16 protein-coding genes are annotated in these 23,065 nt (G+C 60.6%); 6 read left to right on the plus strand and 10 right to left on the minus strand.

From position 1 onward, the window contains the following. Positions 1-195: 195 nt before the first annotated feature. From AB4O40_RS04080 to AB4O40_RS04090, 3 genes are read left to right on the plus strand one after another with little or no spacing between them, the layout of a single operon-like run. Entirely contained in the window at positions 196-1,440 is a 1,245-nt protein-coding gene (locus AB4O40_RS04080) for an exonuclease SbcCD subunit D C-terminal domain-containing protein (RefSeq protein ID WP_056727588.1), read from the plus strand. After that, positions 1,437-5,078 (plus strand): AAA family ATPase, encoded by a 3,642-nt coding sequence (locus tag AB4O40_RS04085; RefSeq protein ID WP_460055924.1) that lies wholly within the window; start codon positions 1,437-1,439, stop codon positions 5,076-5,078. The genes AB4O40_RS04080 and AB4O40_RS04085 overlap by 4 nt, the downstream gene beginning before the upstream one ends. Beyond that, positions 5,075-5,671 (plus strand): glutathione S-transferase, encoded by a 597-nt coding sequence (locus tag AB4O40_RS04090; RefSeq protein WP_056727591.1) that lies wholly within the window; start codon positions 5,075-5,077, stop codon positions 5,669-5,671. Before AB4O40_RS04085 ends, AB4O40_RS04090 begins: the two co-directional genes overlap by 4 nt. Positions 5,672-6,152: 481 nt before the next feature. On the opposite strand, the gene AB4O40_RS04095 is transcribed toward AB4O40_RS04090, so the two are convergent. Continuing rightward, a complete protein-coding gene (locus AB4O40_RS04095; RefSeq protein WP_460055921.1) occupies positions 6,153-9,857 on the minus strand; it encodes a hypothetical protein in 3,705 nt (1,234 codons plus the stop codon). A gap of 752 nt (positions 9,858-10,609) precedes the next feature. Here AB4O40_RS04095 and AB4O40_RS04100 point away from each other — a divergent pair. Then, positions 10,610-10,858 (plus strand): DUF6137 domain-containing protein, encoded by a 249-nt coding sequence (locus AB4O40_RS04100; protein WP_056727599.1) that lies wholly within the window; start codon positions 10,610-10,612, stop codon positions 10,856-10,858. Between the two features lie 117 nt (positions 10,859-10,975). Here the strand turns inward: AB4O40_RS04100 and AB4O40_RS04105 are convergent, their stop codons facing one another. The 8 genes from AB4O40_RS04105 to AB4O40_RS04140 form a co-directional block, all read right to left on the minus strand. Then, a complete protein-coding gene (locus AB4O40_RS04105) occupies positions 10,976-11,233 on the minus strand; it encodes a hypothetical protein (RefSeq protein ID WP_223542559.1) in 258 nt (85 codons plus the stop codon). After that, entirely contained in the window at positions 11,230-11,442 is a 213-nt protein-coding gene (locus tag AB4O40_RS04110; RefSeq protein ID WP_056728088.1) for a hypothetical protein, read from the minus strand. Before AB4O40_RS04110 ends, AB4O40_RS04105 begins: the two co-directional genes overlap by 4 nt. Positions 11,443-11,708: 266 nt before the next feature. After that, positions 11,709-11,888, minus strand: coding sequence for a hypothetical protein (locus AB4O40_RS04115; protein WP_007979950.1), 180 nt, complete (start codon positions 11,886-11,888; stop codon positions 11,709-11,711). 156 nt (positions 11,889-12,044) lie between these two features. Beyond that, entirely contained in the window at positions 12,045-13,214 is a 1,170-nt protein-coding gene (locus AB4O40_RS04120) for a lactonase family protein (RefSeq protein WP_414915115.1), read from the minus strand. Continuing rightward, positions 13,207-13,545 (minus strand): DUF5629 family protein, encoded by a 339-nt coding sequence (locus tag AB4O40_RS04125; protein WP_056727603.1) that lies wholly within the window; start codon positions 13,543-13,545, stop codon positions 13,207-13,209. The genes AB4O40_RS04120 and AB4O40_RS04125 overlap by 8 nt, the downstream gene beginning before the upstream one ends. A gap of 54 nt (positions 13,546-13,599) precedes the next feature. Next, positions 13,600-15,180 (minus strand): aldehyde dehydrogenase (NADP(+)), encoded by a 1,581-nt coding sequence (locus AB4O40_RS04130; protein ID WP_460055916.1) that lies wholly within the window; start codon positions 15,178-15,180, stop codon positions 13,600-13,602. Positions 15,181-15,190: 10 nt separating this feature from the next. After that, positions 15,191-16,183: an AraD1 family protein gene (gene araD1 / locus AB4O40_RS04135; RefSeq protein WP_223542562.1), complete on the minus strand. Its 993-nt coding sequence runs from the start codon at positions 16,181-16,183 to the stop codon at positions 15,191-15,193. 159 nt (positions 16,184-16,342) lie between these two features. Then, positions 16,343-17,665 (minus strand): MFS transporter, encoded by a 1,323-nt coding sequence (locus tag AB4O40_RS04140; RefSeq protein ID WP_223542563.1) that lies wholly within the window; start codon positions 17,663-17,665, stop codon positions 16,343-16,345. 194 nt (positions 17,666-17,859) lie between these two features. On the opposite strand from AB4O40_RS04140, the gene AB4O40_RS04145 reads away from it, so the two are divergent. After that, positions 17,860-19,596, plus strand: coding sequence for an IlvD/Edd family dehydratase (locus AB4O40_RS04145; RefSeq protein ID WP_056727612.1), 1,737 nt, complete (start codon positions 17,860-17,862; stop codon positions 19,594-19,596). A 177-nt stretch (positions 19,597-19,773) separates the two neighbouring features. Further along, positions 19,774-20,493 (plus strand): FadR/GntR family transcriptional regulator, encoded by a 720-nt coding sequence (locus AB4O40_RS04150; RefSeq protein ID WP_156385876.1) that lies wholly within the window; start codon positions 19,774-19,776, stop codon positions 20,491-20,493. 174 nt (positions 20,494-20,667) lie between these two features. On the opposite strand, the gene AB4O40_RS04155 is transcribed toward AB4O40_RS04150, so the two are convergent. Continuing rightward, positions 20,668-23,052, minus strand: a complete 2,385-nt coding sequence (locus AB4O40_RS04155; protein ID WP_056727616.1) for an efflux RND transporter permease subunit — start codon at positions 23,050-23,052, stop codon at positions 20,668-20,670. Positions 23,053-23,065 lie beyond the last annotated feature (13 nt).

The following is a 23,065-nucleotide window of genomic DNA, read 5'->3' on the forward strand; positions in this document are numbered from 1 at the left end:
CGCGCAGCGGCCGTAAATCCGGGCAACTCGGTGGGCCAGAAAAAACTTGGGGCTGCTTCGCGCCCCAACGGGAGCAAGCTCCCTCGCCACAAAACATTCCATCGCGCGACCGGGCATTTAAACCAGTAAACTCTCTCCCCTTTCGCCGCCTTCATTTTTCACGCGGCCATTACCTATTTTGTAGCGGAGTCCGCCTTGCGCTTGTTTCACACCTCCGACTGGCACCTCGGGCAGAACCTGCACGGCCAGGATCGCGATTTCGAACACGGCTGTTTTCTCGAGTGGCTGTTGCGCCAGCTGAAACTGGATCAACCGGATGTGCTGTTGATCGCCGGCGATATCTTCGACACGGTCAATCCGCCGGTCAAAGCCCAGGAACGCCTCTACGACTTCATCGTCAGCGCCCACGAACAGCAGCCGTTGCTGACCATCGTGATGATTGCCGGCAACCACGATTCCGGCTCGCGGATTGAACTGCCCGCCCCCTTGATGCGCCGCTTGCGCACTCATGCGCTGGGCCGCGTGCTGTGGCTCGACGACGGTCAACTGGACGCCGAGCGCCTGTTGCTGCCGTTGCCCGATGCCAGTGGTGAAGTCGCCGGCTGGTGCCTGGCGCTGCCATTCCTGCGTCCGGCGGAAGTCACCGGCGCGCATTTGGGCGACAACTACCTGCGCGGGATCGGCCAGGTGCACGAGTGGCTGATCGAAGCGGCCAACGCCAAGCGCCAGCCGGGTCAGGCACTGATCGCCATCAGCCACGCGCACATGGCTGGCGGCTCGGTGTCGGAAGACTCCGAGCGCAGCCTGATCATCGGCAACGCCGAAGCCCTGCCCGCCAGCCTGTTCGGGCCGAGCATCAGCTACGTGGCCCTCGGCCACTTGCACAAGCCGCAGAAGGTCAACGGCGAGGAGCGCATCCGCTATAGCGGCTCGCCGATTCCGCTGTCGTTCTCCGAGATCGGCTATCAGCACCAGATTCTCGACATCAAGCTCGACGGCGAAACCCTGCTCAGCGTCGAGCCGAAACTGATCCCCCGCGCGGTCAACCTGCAGCGCATCGGCCCGGCGCCATTGAGCGAGATCCTGCTGCAACTGGCGGACCTGCCGAACATCGACCTGTTGGCCGAGATCCAGCGCCAGCCATGGCTGGAGGTGCGGGTGCGCCTCGACGAGCCACAGCCCGACCTGCGCAATCAAGTGGAAACCGCCCTGCAAGGCAAGGCCGTGCGCCTGGTGCGCATCGCCGCCGAGTACGCCGGCAACGGCGGCCGTGACGGTGCCGACGAAGGCAGCACGCTGATCGAACTGGACCAGCTCACGCCTCAGGAACTGTTCAGCCGCGCCTGGCAGGACAACTACGGCAGCGAAGTCGACGAGCAGACCCTCAAGGACTTTGCCGAGCTGTTGCAGGACGTGCAGATGGAGAGCGAACAGCCATGAAAATCCTCGCGATCCGCCTGAAAAACCTTGCCTCCCTGGCCGGGCCGTTTGAAATCGACTTCACCGCCGAACCCCTGGCCAGTGCTGGACTATTCGCCATCACCGGCCCCACCGGCGCCGGTAAAAGCACCTTGCTCGATGCCCTGTGCCTGGCGCTGTTTGGCGCTGTGCCGCGCCTGAACAACACCGGCCGCGACGCCAAGGTGCCGGATGCCGACGGCGAAATCGCTACCGGCGACCCGCGCACCCTGCTGCGTCGCGGCACGGGCGAAGGCTATGCGGAAGTGGATTTCGTCGGTGTCGACGGCCGCCGTTACCGCGCCCGCTGGGAAGCCAATCGCGCCCGGGACAAGGCCGCCGGCAAGCTGCAAGCCAGCCGCCAGAGCTTGCGTGACATCGATCAGGATCAATTGCTCGCCAGCCAGAAAGGCGAATACAAGACTCAGCTCGAAGCCGCGCTGGGGCTGAATTTCGAACAGTTCACCCGCGCGGTGATGTTGGCGCAAAGCGAGTTCAGCGCCTTCCTCAAGGCCGACGACAATGACCGCAGCGAACTGCTGGAAAAACTCACCGACACGGCACTCTACACCCGCCTCGGCCGTCGCGCCTTCGACAAGACCAAGGAAGCCCGCGAGGCGCACAAGCTGCTGCAGGATCAGGCCAGCGGTGTGACGCCACTGTCGCCCGAAGCCCGCGCGGAACTGGACGGGCGCTTCAACCAGGCGCAGCAGCGACTCAAGACCCAACAGGCGCAGCTCAAACAACTTGAACTGCAGGACACCTGGCTCAAGGACCTGCGTCGCTTGCAGGACGAACATCTGGCCGCCAGCGAACAACTGCAATCGGCCCAGACCCACTGGGAGGCCTTGGCCAGTGAGCGCTTGAGGTTCACCCGCCTCGAACAGCTGGCCCCGCAACGGCACCAGTTCGCCCGTAAAGCCGAGGTCGATGCGCTGCTGACACCCTTGGCGACGCAAATTGCCTTGCACACGCAGCAGCATGGCGAACTCGGCGAGCGTCAGACGCAGCTTGAGCAACAGCTCAGCAGCGCGCGGATCGCCTTGAGCGAAACCCAACAACGACAAACCGACAGCACACCGTTGCTGCGTCAGGCCTTCGAAGCCCAAAGCACCCTCGCCCGCCTGGCCAAGGACACCGCCCTCAGCGCCGAAGCCAGGCAACAGGCGCAACAGGCCTGCACCCAGGGCCAGGGCACGATTCAGACCTTGCTCGATCAGCAAGCCCGTGGCGCCGCGGACTTGCAACGCATCGCCACCGAGCTGGAGCAAAGCACCCATCTGGCTCCGTTGAGCGATGCCTGGAACGCCTACCGCGATCGCCTGCAACAGTTGATGTTGATCGGCAACCGGTTGAATCAGGGCCATGCCGAACTGGCCAGCCTCGAACAAAACGCCGCGAGCACCGAACAAGCGCTCACCGGGCAGAAGCAACAACTGGAGGTACTGTTCAAGGAGGCCGGCGCCGAACCGGATGCCGTCGCCGAGCAGATCGGCATTCTGGGCAGCCTGTTGCAGGACAACCGCAAGCAACTGCGCGCCGTCGAAGACCTTGCGCGCCTGTGGGCCAGCCAGCAGGACCTGGACAAACGCGGTGCCGAGCTGCAACAACGCCAGCTCAGCGCACAGCAGGAACGTGAACGCCTGACCCAGGACGGGGTCAAGGCCAAGGCTGACCTGAGCGTTGCCGAACAGACCCTCAACGTCACGCGCGAGCTGCTGGAGCGTCAGCGTCTGGCGCGCAGTGCCAGTGTCGAAGAGCTGCGCGCGCAGTTGCAGGACGACCAGCCATGCCCGGTCTGCGGCAGCAACGAACACCCCTATCATCAGCCGGAAGCCTTGCTGCAGAGCCTCGGTCGTTTTGATGAAAGCGAACAGGCCAATGCGCAAAAGGCCGTCGACCTGCTCAAGGAAAAACTCACTGACTTGCGCGCCGAAGTCGGCGGGCTGATCGCCCAACAAAAGGAACTGCTGCAACAGCAGGAGCAACTGGCGACCCAGCAGCAAGCCCTCGCCCCGAGCCTGGAAGCGCATCCGTTGGCGACCCAACTGCTGAACCAGGATGCCGCCAAACGCGATGCCTGGCTCGTTCAGCAAAACAGTCAGCTCAACCAGAGCATCAGCCAGGACGAGCAACGGCAGAGCGCGCTGCTCACCCTGCAACAGGATGCCGCGCGCCTGACCCAGCAACTGCGTCACGCCGAAACCGCGCACCAGCAGGCGGCCCAGCACCTGAGCAATCAACAGCGCGAACTGGACAACGACCGCCAGCGCCTGGACGAAGAACTCAAGGCATTCGCCAGCCTGCTGCCGGCCGAGACCCTGCAAGCGCTGCGCGACGAACCGGCCGCGACCTTCATGCAGCTCGACCGGCAGATCGCCGAGCGACTGGCGCAACTCGAGCAACAAAAGGAAGAACTGGCCGAGCAGCAACAGCGCCAGCAAAACCTGGAGAAGGAACAGGATCGCCAGCAAAGCCGCATGCAGCAATTGCAGGCCGCCGAACAGCAATTCAGCGGGCTGGCCGAGCAGCAACAGGCGAGCCAGCACACGCTCGGGCAATTACTCGGCGAACACAGCAGCGCCGAGCATTGGCAGCAGCAACTGGAACAGGCCGTGGAACAGGCCCGCAGCGCCGAAGCCAGCACTGCGCAGACGCTGCAAAGCGTTCTCACGCAATCAGTGCAACTCGCCGCCGAACTCAAGGCCCAGCAGGAGCGCTTGCACGCACTGGAAGGCGAAGAACGCGAGCTCGCCGGCAAGATCGGTGACTGGCGCGCCCGCCATCCCGAACTGGATGACGGCGGCCTCGAAGACCTGCTGCGCGTCGACGACACTCAGGTCAGCGAACTGCGCCAGCGCTTGCAGCACAGCGAAAAAGCCATCGAACAGGCCCGCGTCCTGGTGCAGGAGCGCGACAAGCGCTTGATCGATCACCAGACGCAACACAACGGCAACCTCGACGCCGAGCAGTTGGCCAGTGCGCTGATCGACCTGCAAAACCTCGCCGCCACCAGCGAGCAACACTGCGCCGAACTGCGCGCCGAGCAGGCCGAGGACCAACGCCGGCAGAACGCCAATCAGGCCCTGGCGCAGCAGATTGCCGACGCCTACAACGAGTATCAACGCTGGGCGCGCCTCAATGCGTTGATCGGCTCCGCCACCGGCGACACCTTCCGCAAGATCGCCCAGGCCTACAACCTTGACCTGCTGGTACACCACGCCAACGTGCAATTGCGCCAACTGGTGCGCCGCTACCGCCTCAAGCGCGGCGGCAGCATGCTCGGGTTGCTGGTGATGGACACCGAAATGGGCGACGAACTGCGTTCGGTGCATTCGCTGTCCGGTGGCGAGACCTTCCTGGTCTCGCTGGCACTGGCCCTCGGTCTGGCGTCGATGGCCTCGAGCACGCTGAAAATCGAGTCGCTGTTCATCGACGAAGGCTTCGGCAGCCTCGATCCCGAATCCCTGCAACTGGCCATGGACGCCCTCGATGGCTTGCAGGCCCAGGGCCGCAAGGTCGCGGTGATTTCCCACGTACAGGAAATGCATGAACGGATTCCGGTGCAGATTCAAGTCCAGCGCCAGGGCAACGGCCTGAGCACCCTGGAGGTGAAATGAACACCCTGTATTCCTTCCGCCGCTGCCCGTACGCCATGCGCGCACGCATGGCCCTGCGCTACTCGGGCGTGGCCGTGGACATCGTCGAAGTCAGCCTGAAGGCCAAGCCCGCCGAAATGCTCGCGCTGTCGGGCAAAGGCACGGTGCCGGTGCTGAGCGCCGATGGCCGGGTGATCGACGAAAGCCTCGACATCATGCGCTGGGCCCTGGCACAGAACGATCCCCAGGACTGGCTGCTCAAGGACGATCCTGACGCAGCGGCGCAAATCGCCCCCCTGATCGAACAGAACGATCAGGTGTTCAAGGTGCACTTGAATCGCTACAAGTACGCCGAGCGTTATCCCGAGCAGCCGATGGAGGTTTATCGCGGCGAGGGCGAGGTGTTTTTGCAAAGGCTGGAGACGTTGCTGGAGGAACGCGACTACTTGCTCGCCAACCATCCAAGCCTGGCCGATGTGGCGTTGATGCCCTTCGTGCGCCAGTTCGCCCACGTCGACCGCGACTGGTTCGCGCAGACGCCCTATCGGCGTTTGCAGGACTGGTTGCAGCGGTTTCTGGAGTCGGATTTGTTTACCGGTGTGATGCGCAAGTAAGCCACCGCACACTGTGGCGAAGGGCTTGCCCTAATGCCAGTCAGTCAAGGAGCAAAACCTGTGGGAGCGAGCTTGCTCGCGATAGCGGACTGTCAGGCAACGCAGATGTTGACTATGCGATCGTCATCGTCGGAACGCCGCCCGGAGCAAGCTCGCTCCCACAGGGGGTGTGGTGTTCGAAACGTTAACTGATCGGCATTAGGGCAAACCCCCTCACCACAAAAGCCCTTCATCGACAGCAGGCTTCAGGCCAACACCTCACACATCCCGATCGCCGAGCAATCCACCAGGAACGGCCCGAACACCACCCCTTCATTCCTGATCGGTGGATTGCCGGCCAGCATGCCCTGGGCACTGGCGTTTTCGCAATTCTGACGCGTGGCTTTCAGTCGATTCTTGTATCGCCAGACGTGTACTCTCTCCAGCTTCTTTTCAGATCAAGACGAATTCCGGGCACAGGCTCACGGGTCCGCACGATAACTCAACACTCGGTCGACCCCAAGGAAACGGGACGCCTCTGCACCAGAGTCGGCCACGAATCTAACGTCGTCCAATCAATGCCTTTTTCTAGCTCAAATCGACAGACGGGTCCGCTCATCAAAATCTGCGTCTGGATGGCCTGCTCAGCGTCAGCGGTACATCCCCACGGAACAGTGTCCAAGTCCCGTAGGAGTCCCGTCAATATGTCCTGATCAAGGCAGTCGCCGAATCGAGCGACCAAAAGGTGTTTCGCGCGGCGAAATCGCATTCCGGTGCCGACCAGTTGCGCAGCCAAGAGCGATGCGCCATGGGCCGCTATAGCAATTTCGGGGGCATGCCGCACGATCATCCCCGGCATTCCCGATAGCATTGATCCCGCCGCCGCGACTTGCCGCAAGTCATCCGCCAGGTCCGAGCGTTTGAATAGGCAGGCTGCGATCAGGTCATCGCCGACATTGAAGACGCCCCGCCCGGCGAGTTCCGAAAGCGCCTCCTTTGGCCACTTGGCCGCCAGGAAAAGGCTGGCCTGCCGGAGCGACTCATAGCGATCGGACCACAGTCCATTGTCCTCGGCCTCCTCATTCAGCCAGTGCGCATACCCGTCAATCAAGGCCCGACAATAATCGAATCCCCTGCGCAGACAACGTAACAGCAGACCGCGAACGATTCGGCTGCACGCCATCGCGGCGACCGTCGACGACATTGGCAGGGCGTGCAAGGCGACGTACTGCGCCCTGTCCTCGATCACCGCTCGATACCGTATCAGTGTGGTAAGTATCTCCTTCCATTCCAATCCGTCGAAACGTTCGGCGAAACCGTCCACGGCTTCGTTGGCGACATACGAGAAATCGTAAGAGGCGTCGAATAGCAAGCGCGTGGCGACCACAAAGTGCCAGAGATGCTCGTAATCCCAGGGATCTGATCCTTGCGCGTTGAGGCGGATGAACAGTGTCCAGGTACCCAACACTTGCTCGCGCCGGACCGTCAGTGCCGGGAACATCCAAATTTGGAATCGATCTAGAAATACCTCAAACGCCAGGATCCGCGCGATTTCGCCCCCGGAGCAATCAGGCGGCTCCGTCCACTCTACCGAGATCTGCCGCGGCGTGAACACGTAGCTCGCCTTGTGCGTTCCCATCGGAATCTGAATCTCGAGCAACTCTCGCTCGAAACGCAGAACCTTCGTCGAGCGACTGCTGAACGTCGAACAGAAGTGTTCTAGCGCTTGTACGCGCCGTGGTAGCCCCAGAGCGTCAAGCCGCAGCCCCGCCAGGGAGTATTGATGAAGGAGATTGTGGAGAACGTGCGGATTCTCGTACCGCTGCAGTGTTCCATGGGAAACCACAATGGCGTCAAACTCGAATCGCCAATTGCGGTCCTGTATCTCGAATGACTCGGGCATCTCGTCATCAGTCCATTGACGCAGCCAAATTTGAAAGCGCTGAAGCACTGCGGCATCGCGCTCAGACAGCGATCCGATGTTCAGGAATTCGATCCACCATTGCATCACTATGAGGTAGCGGCGGTAGCTGCCAGCGTCGCCCTCCTCCACCGCGCGCCATAGCAGCCCTTTCAATGAGGCGTCATACGTTTCGACCAGCGATCCTCTGATCTGCTCAGCGACGTTTTCCAGACCGGCTTCGTACAGCGCACCCCGGAGTGTCAAAAAAGTATCGTTGAGTTGCAGAGGAAGCCGCGCGGTCGTGCTGCCACCCGACACCATAGCTCTAAACAACGCTACTGACTGTCGGAATGCGTCCACTGGTTCGAGGACGGCGGGATTAACGAGAGCCTGCCGCGCAAGCAGGATCCCACTTGCGATCGGCAACTCCAAAGAGCGGATGGATACCATCGATTCGACAAACAAGCCATCTTCAAGATCGTGTGCCAGTGCATCGAGGTAGGAGACGGCGTCGTCCGGCTCATAAACCGGCAGTCGCTTACATTCCGTCCTGACGAAGGCCACGCTTTCAAGAATCAACACGGCGTTATCGCGCTGAAGCGCCTTCAAATGCACGGCAGCCGAATCGACCAGGCGCCGCAACGTTTGCGACGGTAGCCAGGACGTCGCCGCCTCACAGTCGAGCAGTGCCAGGACAATTCGAAGGTCACCACTCGCGACCAACGTGCGTGTCACGGACGACAGCGCGAACAGCGTGCGCAGTTCGCCCTGCGGCTCATTCCGTGACACCCGGAACGCACGTTCGTAGTCCCTCGCAAATTCAGTGAGCGCGCAGCATTCGCCGGCATACCCTGGATTCTTTGACCGCCAGATTGCCGCGAGCAGTGAGGGTGACTCCACTACTCCGTCGTCGCGTTGCATCCAGCTCGCCGACATCGGCTGCTCGCTACGTGCGAACAGCCGCTCCTTGACTTCACGCGCGACCGGCAAACGACGCAGCTGGGAAAGGACTTCGACGCAGTCTCGCGTCAGCTCGCCGCCAGGTGCCAGCACCTCATCGGTGAAAACAAGAGCGCAGTCGTCGGGCAACACCAACTCTCGGCGACGCTCACTCTGAATTGATCGCAGCAGCGTCGAGTCACCGAAAATGCAGGTGCCGCGGTCAAATACAACGCAGTCTGCTCCGGCTGACATGCGTCGAGTGTCCATTCTGACGCATGTAGTTTTCTGCTGGCGGAACATGATACCCGCGTGCTCCTCCGCACTGCCTTCGTCTACTAATACCACCGCCACGTCGGCCTGCTCGTGCGCGTTGAGTGCAAGATATCGGCGCCAGGCGCTCATGAGATCAGGTGCCACCAATGCGCGGCCCGAAGATTGTGCACCCAGCATCAACAAGCCGGCTTCCACGACATCGTAGCGACCGATCAATGTTTCACGGCATGCATCGGTCAACACATCACGATCGCGAAAGGCATCATCAGAATACGCCGGCCGCGCCTGCAGCAGATGCAACCGTTGCACCGTCGTCGCGCGCAGATGGCGTGCGCGCCATAACCTCAGGTCTGAGCAAGCAGGACGCAGCACCAAGGCCGTCGCCTGCGAGCCGGTATTCTGAGCGCTGGCGAAACCGAAACCGATCGTATGCGCGACGTTCATCAGTTGTGGGTTTCGCGGCATGACGGTGGTCACGGACACGAAGCCAAGTGTCGTCTCCAGGCCCCATTCGCAATCGATCGCAATGAAGTCGAACGTCTGCATCAGTTCATTACATACCGCCTCCATGTGATCAAGAACAGCTGTGTCCAGATACGGCGAATGATCGCGACCGACATCGCCACAGACATCGATCTTCAGTAGCTGTTGCACAAAGCATGGAATTGCCTCGACATGATCGTAACGCCCCGAGAGCGCAAGTTGGCGTCGTGCATGCTCGGTCGATCCACTCATGGCCACAGTGGCAATACACCGTATCAGCGCTTGTGGCTCGGGACATATCAGGCTTTCGTAGCCGCCGGCATTGACGTGATCCGTCAGGTCCTCGTTACCTGCACTACGCACGATCCAGGGCGCTGAACCACAAACGTCCTCCACGCTTCGCGCCAGCAGCGGAAAAGCCTCCTCCAAAGCGGCTGCGTAGATCGCTACCGCTTCATCCGCCTGTGCCAGGCCGCCCGCCACTGCGGTTGGCAATGGGGCAATCGGAAAGATAGGCAGGACAAGATTCCCCAGGGATTCGATCTTCCGGATGCGCAGGAGCCGATCCGCCTTGGGTCCGTAGAGTTGTTCTTCGTCTGTAGTCATGGTTTAGCACGCAAGATCCGATGATTGTGGTGGTGCGGCATGTAGCTGGGCCAGCAGTCTAAGCAGCCGATGATGAAGATTCTGATCTGCTCCACTCAGTCGCCCTAGGCGACTGGCAACTTCCGCCGCCACGATCATTCCGAGGCCGACAATTTCACTATGCGGTACACGAACCTCCGCCCCATAGGTTGGCAAGAACTTGAGTTGAAAGCTGCTCGTACAATACGTCCGCATGCAATTGACTGACTTTTTTATCGCTAATCAAGTGATAGCTTGAGGCCCTGCTCTGAAACAAGGTATGCAATAGCGCTGCTAACAAGTTGGCGCTTTTCGATACTCCCACGGCCAACACGGCTACGGGATACAACGGTATCTTGTGCGTCGTACCGAACAAAGCGTGAACACTGCGAATATAATTCGCGACCATGGCTGCTATTCCATCAAAATTTTTTATTCAATATGCAATATCTGAAAAGCACTACAAAGTCCTGGGAAGCGTACTACATCCAATCCTTACACAAACAATATTTAAAGTTTTAAATTTTCAGAGCTCAGTTTCTCTGCTACGGTAATTCAACTTGGACGAACAGAAGGCATCTCTTATCGATGGCAATTAGTTGTTATTCAGCAATTATCCAAGTGCAATGTTTGCCAGGATCGCACTACTCCCAGAGAGGGCAACTACGCGACTACAGTTGATTCGATGTAATGCGCGGATATAACTGATGATCAATTAAAAAGTGACCACACTCATGAAACCCACCTTCATTCGCCAACTTGTCATTCACACAATCTGCAATGTTATTGGCGCGCCGCCTGAAGAGGTTACGGCCCTCGACAGGGTTGAACTGAATACACGCGATTGGGAGCAGGTCTTCAGCCGGCTGGAAGCAACGCTCGACATCCAGACCGGTATGTTGACCTCGGCCGAGCGATCGTTTTCCATCTACGCGTTGACGTGTGTGCTACACACCAAGCTGACAGACGACATGATTACCTAACCGACACGTGATCGGAATCGTCGTGAGTCCTGACGCGCAACGTGACCTCATCCGGCCGGATCGCTGTTTACCGGTGTGATACGCAAGTAAGAACACCGATACTGTAGCGAGAGAGCTTCAGGCCAACACCTCACACATCCCGATCGCCGAGCAATCAACCTGGAACGGCCCGAACACCACACCTTCATTCCTGATCGGTGGATTGCCGGCCAGCATGCCCTGGGCACTGGCGTTTTCGATGTTGCGGGCAATGTTGTGATTGGCTTCGATGGCCCGTGCCACCGAGCCCGCCGAGCCCTGGCCGATCCCCAACAGGGAGGATCCGTTGGTCATGAACGCCAGGAAGGCGATGACCCAGAGTCTGTGCCCTTTCATGCGCCGACGACTCCCGCGAGTTCCGCCTGATCAACGCTCGCGTTTTGCCCACGGTGTTCAAACTGGATGCCGGGATGAGCGACCTGGATCGGCGCTTCGAAGGTGACTTGCGACTGCGCTGAAAGACTGACCACCAGCACCATGGCAAGGTAAAGACTGATCGCCACATAGGCGCCGTGTTTGGCAGAAGTGAGAATTGCGCTGGCCATGATGTTCTCCGCGGGCATGTTTCAATGCCTACAGAATCGATCAAAAAATCCTGGGTAACCACTCAGGGTTATCCATAGTGACCATCAGCTTCATTGATCATTAAGCCAGGCTATTTCAGCCTTCAATAGAACTAATCAGGGGATTCGCGGGCAGCATGCGTTATGCAGGAGCGACACCACTCTGATCGTTTTCAACACCTGCTATTCAACATCAGGCGCCTCGATCATCAGTGACTTCGCTCCTGCATAAAGGCAGGGCTAAACGTTCAGGCTTGGGTTTTGTGATCCAGCGCGGCGTAGAAGTTGGCGCTCTGTTGCAGGTATTTCTGGGTGTAGCTCTGGGTGTGGGCTTTTTTGTCGCTGATTTCAACGTTGGCGCTGGCTGGCAACGCAACGGTGGCGGAAATGGCGGAAGCGGCGATGACAGAGAAGATGTTGAAGTTCATGGCGGTATTCCTCGGATTCAGTTGGCTTGCTTGCCCGGTGGGGCCGTGAAGCAAACTTAACCCTCGAGGGTTCGTGCCTTGAAATGCTTTGTAGCAGTACCAGATATCAGCGTCATTGATAAAAGCGGGCAGGCCCCATCAACCGGGGCCTGCGGCTTATTGACGCAGCAGAAACCTGAGGTCGCTCGGGGCGTCCATCGGTAGTTTTTGCACGGTCTTGCCCAGCAGACCGGTCCTGGCGTCGCGTTCGACGACGACAATCTGGTTGCTCTTCTGATTGGCGATCAACAGGAATTTGCCGCTCGGATCGAGGCTGAATTCCCGCGGATGATCGCCCTCCACCGCCCGGCGTTGCAGTTCACTGAGGTGACCGGTCGCCGGATCGATGGCAAACACCAACAGTTGATTGGCGGTGCCACGGTTGCTGACGTAGAGGAACTTGCCGTCAGCCGAGGCATGCAACGCCGCCGCAGCCTTGTCTGAAACTGGCTGTCCGGCAGCCAGATCGACCATTTGCGTCTGTTCGAGTTGGCCTTCGTGGTAGTCGAACACCGCCACTTGCGCGCTCATTTCCATGGTCAGCCAGGCGTGTTTGCCATCGGCGCTGAACAGCAGGTGGCGCGGCCCGCTACCCGGCGGCAGCTGCACGAATGCCGGGGTGGCCGGGATCAACGGCAGTTCCGGATTGGCCCTGGGGTCGAAGCGGTAGGCAAACACCTTGTCGGCGCCCAGGTCATTGGCGAACACGTATTTGCCGTCCGGTGACGGGATGGTCGAATGCACATGGGCCGAGGCCTGGCGCTCGGGATTGACCCGGCTCGCCGGGTGGCTGCTCATCTGCACCACCGGTTTGAGCTTGCCGTCGGCCGTCACTGGCAATACCGCCAGGGTGCCGCCCGGGTCTTCGGCCACCGAGTAATTGCTGACAAACAGATGGCTGCCATCGATGCTGAGACTGGAATGGGTTGGCTCGCTGCCCAGGCTTTGCACCTGGCTGATCAGGCTCAGCGCGTGGGTCTTGGGATCAATCGCAAAACTGCTGACGCGCCCTACCGGATCGGTCTGGCCCGGGCCGTTTTCATTGACCACGAACAGGTGTCGCCGATCCTTCGACAGGGTCAGCCACGACGGGTTTTCGCTCTTGATCACTTGCAGTGGGCTGGCATCGATCTGCCCGGTGCCGCTGTCGAACACCAGGCGGTAGATGCCCTGGCTTTGACCCGCAGTGTAGGAGCCCACCAGCAGCTGATAGTCATCGGCGGATGCCACCTGGACGCCCATGGCGCCGATGCTGCCGGCCATCAACAATGGCCAGAGGTTACGCATCGCCTTGGTCGTCATCTTCGTTGTCACCGCTGACGACATCGCCCAGGCACACCAAACGGTGTTCACCCGAGTCACCGGTGATCAACCAGCTTTGCAGCGAGGTATCGAAGGTCGCGGCCTGAATCTGCGCCGGGGTGAACTCCCAGTGTTTGGCCGCACGGCCATCCATGCATTCAATGTGCAGGTTATCATCCTCGTCGAGGGCGAATTCGAAGGCATGCAGCCCGTCGATCTCCACCATTCCGCAGTGTTCGAGGGCATTGAGCAAGGTGTCGGTTGGGGCAGTCATGGCAATCAGTCTTTGAATGGGAAAGACGCAATGATAGCTCATGCACCACCTCCCCTGTAGGAGCTAGCTCGCTCCCACAGGGATTGTGACTGGCAGTTAAAGTGCCTCGCGGGACGACTGCCCATCCACCAGTCGCTGGATGCGCAATGGATTGCCGTTCTTCAGCGCATCCGGCAGCAAGCTGTCCGGGTAGTTCTGGAAGCACACCGGGCGCAGGAAACGATCGATGGCCAGTGTGCCCACCGACGTACCGCGCGCATCGGACGTTGCCGGGTAAGGCCCGCCGTGAACCATCGAATCGCAGACTTCCACGCCCGTCGGATAACCATTGAGCAGGATGCGTCCGACTTTCTGTTCCAGCAATGCCGTCAGCCCGGCGAACTGCTCGAAGTCTTCCGGCTCGCCAATGACGGTAGCGGTCAACTGGCCGTGCAGGCCGTTCAAGGCCGCCATCAACTGCGTATGATCGGCCACTTCAACCACCACCGTGGTCGGGCCGAACACTTCCTCCTGCAACACTTCATCGCCATCGAGCAGCAGGCTGACATCGGCCTTGAACAGCTGCGGTTGCGCCTGATTGCCCTGCTGCGGATTGCCGGCCAGGTGCTCGATCCCCGGATGCGCGAGCAGTTTTTGCAAGCCCTGGCCATAGCTGCTCAGGGTTCCGGCATTGAGCATGGTTTGCGCCGGCTGGTCACCCATCAACCCGGCCACTTGCTGCACAAAGGCACTGAATGGCGCTGAGCGAATGCCGATCACCAGACCCGGATTGGTGCAGAACTGGCCGCAGCCCTGGACCACCGACGCCGTGAGTTCCCGAGCAACGGTATCGGCCCGCGCCTGCAACGCCTGCGGCAAGACGATCACCGGGTTGATGCTCGACATTTCGGCGAACACCGGTATCGGTTGCGCACGGGCCGCCGCCATGTCGCACAAGGCACGACCGCCCTTGAGCGAACCGGTGAAGCCCACCGCCTGAATCGCCGGATGCTTGACCAGTGCCGCGCCAACGCCCCCGCCATGGATCATGTTGAACACGCCGGCCGGCATCCCGGTTTTCTCGGCGGCGCGGATGATCGCGTCAGCCACCCATTCAGCGGTGGCCATGTGACCGCTGTGGGCCTTGAACACCACCGGGCACCCGGCGGCCAGCGCCGAGGCGGTATCGCCGCCGGCGGTGGAGAACGCCAGCGGAAAGTTGCTGGCACCGAACACGGCCACTGGTCCCAGACCGATCCGGTATTGACGCAGGTCCGGGCGCGGCAACGGTTGACGCTCCGGCAATGCCCGGTCGATCCGTGCACCGTAGAAGTCACCGCGACGCAGCACTTTGGCAAACAGACGCATCTGCCCGCTGGTGCGTCCACGCTCGCCTTGAATCCGGCCGGCCGGCAGCGCCGTTTCGCGGCAGACCACTGCGACAAAATCATCACCGAGGGCATCCAGTTCATCGGCGATGGCCTCGAGAAACTGCGCCCGCCGCTCCGCGCTCAGGCTGCGATAGAGCGGATACGCGGCCGCCGCCGCGCTGGCCGCCGCATCGACTTCCTGCGGGGTCGCCTGATAGAAATCATGGGGCAATGCCTCACCGGTGGTGGCATCGACACTCTGCAATTTGACGCTGCCGGCGGCGCTGCGTTGGCCGCCGATGTAGTTGTGTCCAAGAATCCGGGTCATGGGTAACTCCTCAAAGTGTGCCGACGGTGCCGGGTTCAAAAGCCGCTGCGACCGGAGCGATGCCATTGATCAATGGCGCGCCGAATTCGGCCTGGGTGATCTCGAACACGTCACCCGGTTGCGTGCGAACGCCGTCGGCAAAGGACAGGGTCGCCGTGCCGAAGAAGTGAATGTGCACATCCCCCGGTCGCAGGAACTGGCTGTATTTGAAATGATGGAATTCGAGGTTGGCGAGGCTGTGGCACATGTTCGCCTCGCCACTGAGAAACTCGTTCTGCCACAGCACTTCGCCGTCCCGCAGGATGCGGCTGGTGCCCGCCAGATGCTGCGGCAGTTCGCCGACCCGCAGTTCCGGGCCATAGCTGCAGCTGCGCAGTTTCGAGTGGGCCAGGTACAGGTAGTTCTTGCGCTCCATGACGTGATCGGAGAACTCGTTGCCCACGGCGAACCCCAGGCGATACGGCTTGCCGTCCTGACCAATCACGTACAGGCCGGCGATCTCCGGCTCTTCACCGGCATCTTCGGCAAACGGTGGCAGGGGAAACGGCTGGCCGGGTCTGACGACGATGCTGCCATCGCCTTTGTAGAACCACTCCGGTTGCACACCGGCTTCATCCACTGCTGGCTTACCGCCCTCGACGCCCCACTTGAAGATGCGCATGGTGTCGGTCAGCGCGGATTCGTCGCCGCTCTGCTGATGCATCTTGTCCCGGGCCGACGCACTGCCCAGATGGGTCAGGCCCGTACCGCTGACCAGCATGTGCGCCGGGTCCGCATGGTCCAGCGGCGGCAGGATGCGCCGTTGCGTCAGCAGTTCGGCATAGTCGTGGCTGATGCCCAGCCCCAGGCTTTGCACCTGTTGCTCAAGGCTTGCGCCCGCCTCGATCGCCGCCAATGCCAGATCGCGAACGGTGCGCGCGTCCTGCACTTCACGGACCAGGCCTGCCTCGACCACGCCGACACGGCGTACGCCGTTACTCAATTCGAACTGAACCAAACGCATGAATTTTTCTCCTGTTAACAATTCTTCAAAACACCTCAGAACCAATGTGGGAGCGGGCTTGCTCGCGAAGAGGCCGTCATACCCGACATCATCGGTGACTGACACTCCGCTTTCGCGAGCAAGCCCGCTCCCACATTTGGTCGGTGTGAACCCTCAAAATCAGGTTCGGGACGCCCCACGTGCACTGGCCGCAAACTCATCGGCTGGCAGGACGTGTTTGCGTTCCAGCAGGCGATAGACGATGCCAGTCAGAATCAGGCCGAACACCATCACCCCCGACAGGAAGTACAGGCCTGACGCCAGGTTGCCGGTGTATTCCTTGAGCGCGCCGATCACGAACGGACCGATGTAGCCGCCGAGGTTGCCCACCGAGTTGATCAGCGCAATTCCCGCCGCCGCACTGGCACCGGCAAAGAAACGGCCCGGCAACGTCCAGAACACCGCCGTGCAGGAAAACAGTGCGAACGCCACCAGGCACAGCGCGGCCAGCTGCAACACCGGCACCGACAGCCAGGCACTCAGGAACAAACCGATGGCGCCCAATACATAAAGCACTGCCAGATGGCCGTAACGATCATTCAAACGGTCAGAGCTGCGCGGAATGATCAACAGACCGACGATCCCGAAAATGTAGGGCACCGAAGACACGAACCCGGTCACCAGATCGCTGCCGCCGAACTGCTTGATCAGGGTCGGCAGCCAAAGACCCAGGCCATAGATGCTCAGGGTCACCGGCAGGTAGAACAGCGCCAGCAGCAGGACGCGCTTGTCCTTGAGCGCATGCAAGGGATTGCCGTGGCGGGTCTGGCCGTAGGCTTCGAGGTCCTTTTTCAGCTCGCCGGTGAGCCAGTCTTTTTCCGCCTGGTCCATCCACTTCACTTGCTGCGGGCCGTCGGGCAACCAGCGCAACACCGGCCAGGTCAGCAGGATCGCCGGGGTGCCGATGACGATGAACAACCACTGCCAGCCGTGCAGGCCGAGCACGCCGTCCATGCCCAGCAAGCCGCCAGACACGGGGCCGGTGATCATCATGGCAATGGGTTGCGACAGGATGAACAGCCCGAGGATCTTGCCGCGATGGCGAACCGGGAACCATTGGGTGATGTAGTACAGAACGCCCGGGAAGAACCCGGCCTCGGCGGCGCCGAGCAGAAAGCGCATCACATAGAAGCTGTTCGGCCCCTGGACGAAGGCCATGCCGATGGTGATGGCGCCCCAGGTGACCATGATCCGCGCAAACCAGCGTCGTGCGCCGAAGCGGTCGAGCATCAGGTTGCTGGGGATTTCCAGCAGGAAGTAGCCAATGAAGAACAACCCTGCGCCAAGGCCGTAGGCCGCATCACCCAGGCCAATGTCGGCGCCCATGTGCAGTTTGGCGAAGCCCACCGCGGAGCGGTCCACATAGGCGATCAGGTACAGCAGGATCAGGAAAGGAATCAGTTTCAGCGTGATGCGACGGATAAGCCGCAGTTCCTGGCTCATGAGATCGGTCTCCGATTGTTGTTGTTATAGAACCTCGGGGGACGCCTCTCGCGAACAATTCGCCAGGGCCATCCCTCCGTTTGAGCGGACTATATAGTAATACTATTTACGCAACAACACTTCCAAAGCGCAGAATTTGCGCTTATGTTACGCCTCAGCTCGAACAATATAGTCATACAATAAGAGAACCGATCATGTCTGATAAGAAACCCACCCTGCGTTCCGCCCAATGGTTTGGCACCGCCGACAAGAACGGCTTCATGTACCGCAGCTGGATGAAGAATCAGGGCATCGCCGACCACCAGTTCCATGGCAAGCCGATCATCGGCATCTGCAACACCTGGTCGGAACTGACCCCGTGCAACGCGCATTTCCGCCAGATTGCCGAGCACGTCAAACGCGGTGTGATCGAGGCCGGCGGCTTCCCGGTGGAGTTTCCGGTGTTCTCCAACGGCGAATCGAACCTGCGCCCCACCGCCATGCTCACCCGCAACCTGGCGAGCATGGATGTCGAAGAAGCCATTCGCGGCAACCCGATCGATGGCGTGGTGCTGCTGACCGGCTGCGACAAAACCACCCCGGCCTTGCTGATGGGCGCCGCCAGTTGCGACGTGCCAGCCATCGTTGTCACCGGCGGGCCAATGCTCAACGGCAAGCACAAGGGCAAGGACATCGGCTCCGGCACCGTGGTCTGGCAGCTCAGCGAACAGGTCAAGGCCGGCACCATCAGCATCGACGATTTCCTCGCGGCCGAGGGCGGCATGTCCCGCTCGGCCGGCACCTGCAACACCATGGGCACGGCCTCGACCATGGCCTGCATGGCCGAAGCACTGGGTACCTCCCTGCCCCACAACGCGGCGATTCCAGCGGTAGATGCGCGCCGTTATGTGTTGGCGCACATGTCCGGCATGCGTGCCGTGGAGATGGTGCGCGAAGACTTGAAGCTATCGAAGATCCTCACCAAGGAAGCCTTCGAAAACGCCATTCGCGTCAATGCCGCCATCGGCGGTTCGACCAACGCAGTGATCCACCTGAAAGCCATTGCCGGGCGCATTGGCGTGGAGCTGGATCTGGATGACTGGACCCGTATCGGTCGCGGCATGCCGACCATCGTCGACCTGCAACCGTCCGGGCGCTTCCTGATGGAAGAGTTCTATTACGCCGGTGGCTTGCCCGCCGTGCTGCGTCGCCTCGGTGAAGCCAACCTGATCCCGAACCCGAATGCCTTGACCGTCAATGGCAAGTCCATCGGCGAGAACACCAGGGACGCGCCGATCTATGGCGAAGACGAAGTGATCCGCACCCTCGACAACCCGATCCGCGCCGACGGCGGCATCTGTGTCTTGCGCGGCAACCTGGCACCGCTGGGCGCCGTGCTAAAGCCGTCCGCCGCCACGCCCGAACTGATGCAGCATCGCGGCCGCGCAGTGGTATTCGAGAACTTCGACATGTACAAGGCGCGGATCAACGATCCGGAACTGGACGTGGATGCCAACTCGATACTGGTGATGAAGAACTGCGGGCCGAAGGGTTATCCGGGCATGGCCGAGGTCGGCAACATGGGCCTGCCGGCCAAGCTGCTGGCCCAGGGCGTGACCGACATGGTACGTATTTCCGACGCGCGCATGAGCGGCACCGCGTACGGCACTGTTGTCCTGCACGTCGCCCCGGAAGCCGCTGCCGGCGGACCGCTGGCCGCCGTGAAAGAAGGCGACTGGATCGAACTCGATTGCGCCAGCGGCCGTTTGCACCTGGACATCCCGGACGCCGAACTGGCCGCGCGCATGGCTGACCTGCAACCGCCGCAGAACCTGATCGTCGGTGGCTATCGTCAGCTCTACATCGACCACGTGCTGCAAGCGGACCAGGGCTGCGACTTCGACTTCCTGGTCGGTTGCCGCGGGGCTGAAGTGCCGCGTCATTCCCACTAAAAAAAGATCGCAGCCTCCGGCAGCTCCTACGGGATTCAGGTCAGACACATTCATTGTGGTGAACCGGATCTCTGTAGGAGCTGCCGAAGGCTGCGATCTTTTCAAGGGCTGGATCGCCTACCGTCCGCGCCTGCTATCATGCGCGACACCTATTCGCACAGGACCGCGCCGTTTCCCATGGATTACCGCAAACCCTCCGACCGCAAAAGCATGCACTCGCGCATCGTCCAGGAGCTGGGCATGCAGATCGTCTCGGGACGTTTCCTGCCGGACGACAAGCTGCCCGCCGAAGCACTGTTGTGCGAAGAATATGCGGTCAGCCGACCGGTGTTGCGTGAGGCCACCCGGGTCCTGGTCGCCAAGGGCCTGGTGTATTCCCGCCCGCGGGTCGGCACCGTGGTCAAGCCGCGCAAGGACTGGCACATGCTCGATCCGGACGTGCTGCACTGGTTGATGCAAAGCAGTCCGCAGAATCAGTTTTTCGACCTGCTGACCAGCGTGCGCAGCATCATCGAACCGGCCGCTGCCGCCCTCGCCGCGCAATTCGCCACGGAAGCGGACATTGCCTCCATCGGTGAGGCCTACCAGCGCATGGAAGCCGCGCCGACGCCGGAGGCTCTGTTGCAGCCGGACCTGGACTTCCACAGTCGCATCGCCGATGCCACGCACAACGACCTGCTGGCCAACCTGTGCAACATGCTCTCGGTGGCCATCGCCGAAGCCTTGAAGCATTCCAACCAGCGGCCGAACCTGCATGAACTGGCGCTGCCCCGGCACAAGGCGATCCTGACCGCCATCGAAAACCGCGATGCCCTAGGCGCGCGGCATGCGACGCTGGTGCAACTCGATGATGCGCGCAGTGCGCTTAATGTGGTGCTGGGTAGCGATCCTTCGTAATGGCAAAGTCAAAAGATCGCAGCCTTCGGCAGCTCCTACGTGGGATTGCCTACACCGATTAATTGTGGGTGTATTCGATCAATGTAGGAGCTGCCGAAGGCTGCGATCTTTTGATCTTCGCCCAAATAAAAAAGCCGCAACCCTGAGGTTGCGGCTTTTTCATTTCAGCATGGATCAGTGGGCAAACAACGAATTGCCCTTCTGCCCCGCCAGTTTCTCGGGCTTGATCAGGAATCGCGCCAGTGCCGGCAACAGCCACAGCGCACCGAACATGTTCCACAGCAGCATGAAGGTCAGCATCAGGCCCATGTCGGCCTGGAACTTGATGGCCGAGAAGATCCAGGTGCACACGCCGATGGCCAGGCACAGGCCGGTGAACAGCACCGCCTTACCGGTGGACTTCAGCGTCTGGTAGTACGCCTCTTGCAGCGGCAGGCCGGCACGCAGGAAGCTTTCCAGGCGACTGTAGATGTAGATGCCGTAGTCCACGCCAATCCCCACCCCGAGCGCCACGACCGGCAGGGTCGCGACTTTCACGCCGATGCCCATGAAGGCCATCAGGGCGTTGCCGAGTACCGAGGTCAGCACCAGCGGCAGCACGATGCACAATGTCGCCGCCCACGAACGGAAGGTGATCATGCACATGACCGCCACACAGATGTACACCAGGATCAGGATGGTCAGCTCGGACTTCTTGATTACCTCGTTGGTGGCCGCCTCGATCCCGGCGTTACCGGCGGCGAGGATGAACTCCAGGCCTTCCTTGTTGTTTTCCTTGGCGAACTCCTGCACCGCATGCACCGCGCGATCCAGGGTCTCGGCCTTGTGATCGTTGAGGAACACCAGCACCGGCGCCAGGGAACAGCTGTTGTTGTACAGGCCGTCGGCGCGGGCAATGGAGTTGTTCAGCACATCAGGATTGCGCGACAGGGTTTCCCATTTCAGGTTGCCCTCGTTCATGCCCTTGATCATTTGCTTGGACACGGTCACCAGGGAAATCGCCGACTGCACGCCCTCGGTGTTCTGCATCTTCCACATCAGCTCGTCGATCGGCGCCATGGCTTCATAGCGCGAGCAGCCTTCGGACTTGGTCTTGACCATCACCACCAACACATCGGAGCTGGTGGAGTAGTTGTTGATGATGAAGTTGTTGTCCTTGTTGTAGCGCGAGTCCGGACGCAGTTCCGGTGCACCCTGGTCGAGGTCGCCGATTTTCAGGTTCTGGCTGTACCACAGGCCGCCGCCAAAGGCGATCAATGCCAGCAGAATGGAAACCGGGGCAACCTTGGCGCTGGCGAAGTTCGACAGCAGGCGCCAGAACGGATGCTCGCGCACCGCGTCTTTCTTGCTGCGCTCGACCGCACGCTTGCTGATGCCGACATAGGAAATCGCCACCGGCAGCAGGATCAGGTTGGTGAACACGATCACCGCCACACCGATGGATGCGCCGATGGCCAGTTCACGGATCACACCGATATCGATGATCAACAGCGTGATGAAACCCACGGCATCGGCGAGGATCGCGATCATCCCCGGCAGGAACAATTGACGGAACGTACGGCGCGCCGCCGTGAGGGCGTTGTCCGCCTCGCTCGATTGCAGGGCGATCCCGTTGATCTTCTGTACGCCGTGGGAAATACCGATGGCGAAAATCAGGAACGGCACCAGCATCGAATAGGGGTCGAGCCCGAAGCCGAAGAAGTGCATCAAGCCCAGTTGCCAGACCACTGCCACCAGCGTCGTGCTCAACACGGCGACGGTACTGCGCAGGCAGTTGGTGAACCACAGCAGGAGGATCAGGGTGATGACGAAGGCGATGCCGAAGAACATGACCACCATCACCAGGCCATCGATCAGGTCACCGACTTTCTTGGCAAAACCGACAATGTGGATCTTCACGTTCGGGTTCTGTGCTTCGAACTTGGTGCGGATCTTGTCTTCAAGCTCGTGAGAGAACTGGCGATAGTCCAGCGCCAGCAGCTTGCCCTGGTCCTGCGGGTCCGGGTAGGACTCCAGCAATGGAATGTCGACGATGCTCGACTTGAAATCGTTGGACACCAACCGTCCGACCTGACCGGACTTGAGCACGTTGTTGCGCAGCAAGTCGAGGCTGGCCTGGGAGCCATTGTAGCTCTGCGGAATCACTTCACCGCCGGCGAAGCCCTCTTCAGTCACTTCGGTCCAGCGAATGCTCGGGCTCCACAGCGACTTGAGGCCGGAACGGTCGACACCGGAGATGTAGAACACTTCGTCGTTGATCTGACGCAAGGTCTCCATGTACTCCTTGGAGAAGATGTCGCCATCGGTGGCTTCCACCGAGATCCGCACGGTGTTGCCCAGGTTCGCCAGATCGTTGCGGTGCTCCATCATCTTCTGGATGAAGGGATGCTCCAGCGGGATCATTTTTTCGAAGCTGGTGGACGGACGGATCAGCGTCGCCTGCCAGAACAGGAAAATACTGACCAGCAGGCAGATCGTGATCACTGCCGGGCGGTTGTTGAAGATCAGGCGCTCGAGGAACGTCGCCTTGTCCTGGTGATGAGTACTCAAGGAAGTCATAGCTCCGCCTTCT

Source organism: Pseudomonas sp. S2_F07, assembly GCF_054668325.1.

Excerpts from the sequence above, each read along its gene's own strand:
- AB4O40_RS04155 (WP_056727616.1), bottom strand. The coding sequence starts at position 23,052 with ATGACTTCCTTGAGTACTCATCACCAGGACAAGGCGACGTTCCTCGAG.
- AB4O40_RS04125 (WP_056727603.1), bottom strand. The coding sequence starts at position 13,545 with ATGAGCTATCATTGCGTCTTTCCCATTCAAAGACTGATTGCCATGACT.
- AB4O40_RS04120 (WP_414915115.1), bottom strand. The coding sequence starts at position 13,214 with ATGCGTAACCTCTGGCCATTGTTGATGGCCGGCAGCATCGGCGCCATG.
- AB4O40_RS04115 (WP_007979950.1), bottom strand. The coding sequence starts at position 11,888 with ATGAACTTCAACATCTTCTCTGTCATCGCCGCTTCCGCCATTTCCGCC.
- araD1 (WP_223542562.1), bottom strand. The coding sequence starts at position 16,183 with ATGCGTTTGGTTCAGTTCGAATTGAGTAACGGCGTACGCCGTGTCGGC.
- AB4O40_RS04130 (WP_460055916.1), bottom strand. The coding sequence starts at position 15,180 with ATGACCCGGATTCTTGGACACAACTACATCGGCGGCCAACGCAGCGCC.
- AB4O40_RS04090 (WP_056727591.1), top strand. The coding sequence starts at position 5,075 with ATGAACACCCTGTATTCCTTCCGCCGCTGCCCGTACGCCATGCGCGCA.
- AB4O40_RS04145 (WP_056727612.1), top strand. The coding sequence starts at position 17,860 with ATGTCTGATAAGAAACCCACCCTGCGTTCCGCCCAATGGTTTGGCACC.
- AB4O40_RS04150 (WP_156385876.1), top strand. The coding sequence starts at position 19,774 with ATGGATTACCGCAAACCCTCCGACCGCAAAAGCATGCACTCGCGCATC.
- AB4O40_RS04105 (WP_223542559.1), bottom strand. The coding sequence starts at position 11,233 with ATGAAAGGGCACAGACTCTGGGTCATCGCCTTCCTGGCGTTCATGACC.
- AB4O40_RS04100 (WP_056727599.1), top strand. The coding sequence starts at position 10,610 with ATGAAACCCACCTTCATTCGCCAACTTGTCATTCACACAATCTGCAAT.
- AB4O40_RS04110 (WP_056728088.1), bottom strand. The coding sequence starts at position 11,442 with ATGGCCAGCGCAATTCTCACTTCTGCCAAACACGGCGCCTATGTGGCG.
- AB4O40_RS04085 (WP_460055924.1), top strand. The coding sequence starts at position 1,437 with ATGAAAATCCTCGCGATCCGCCTGAAAAACCTTGCCTCCCTGGCCGGG.
- AB4O40_RS04095 (WP_460055921.1), bottom strand. The coding sequence starts at position 9,857 with ATGACTACAGACGAAGAACAACTCTACGGACCCAAGGCGGATCGGCTC.
- AB4O40_RS04140 (WP_223542563.1), bottom strand. The coding sequence starts at position 17,665 with ATGAGCCAGGAACTGCGGCTTATCCGTCGCATCACGCTGAAACTGATT.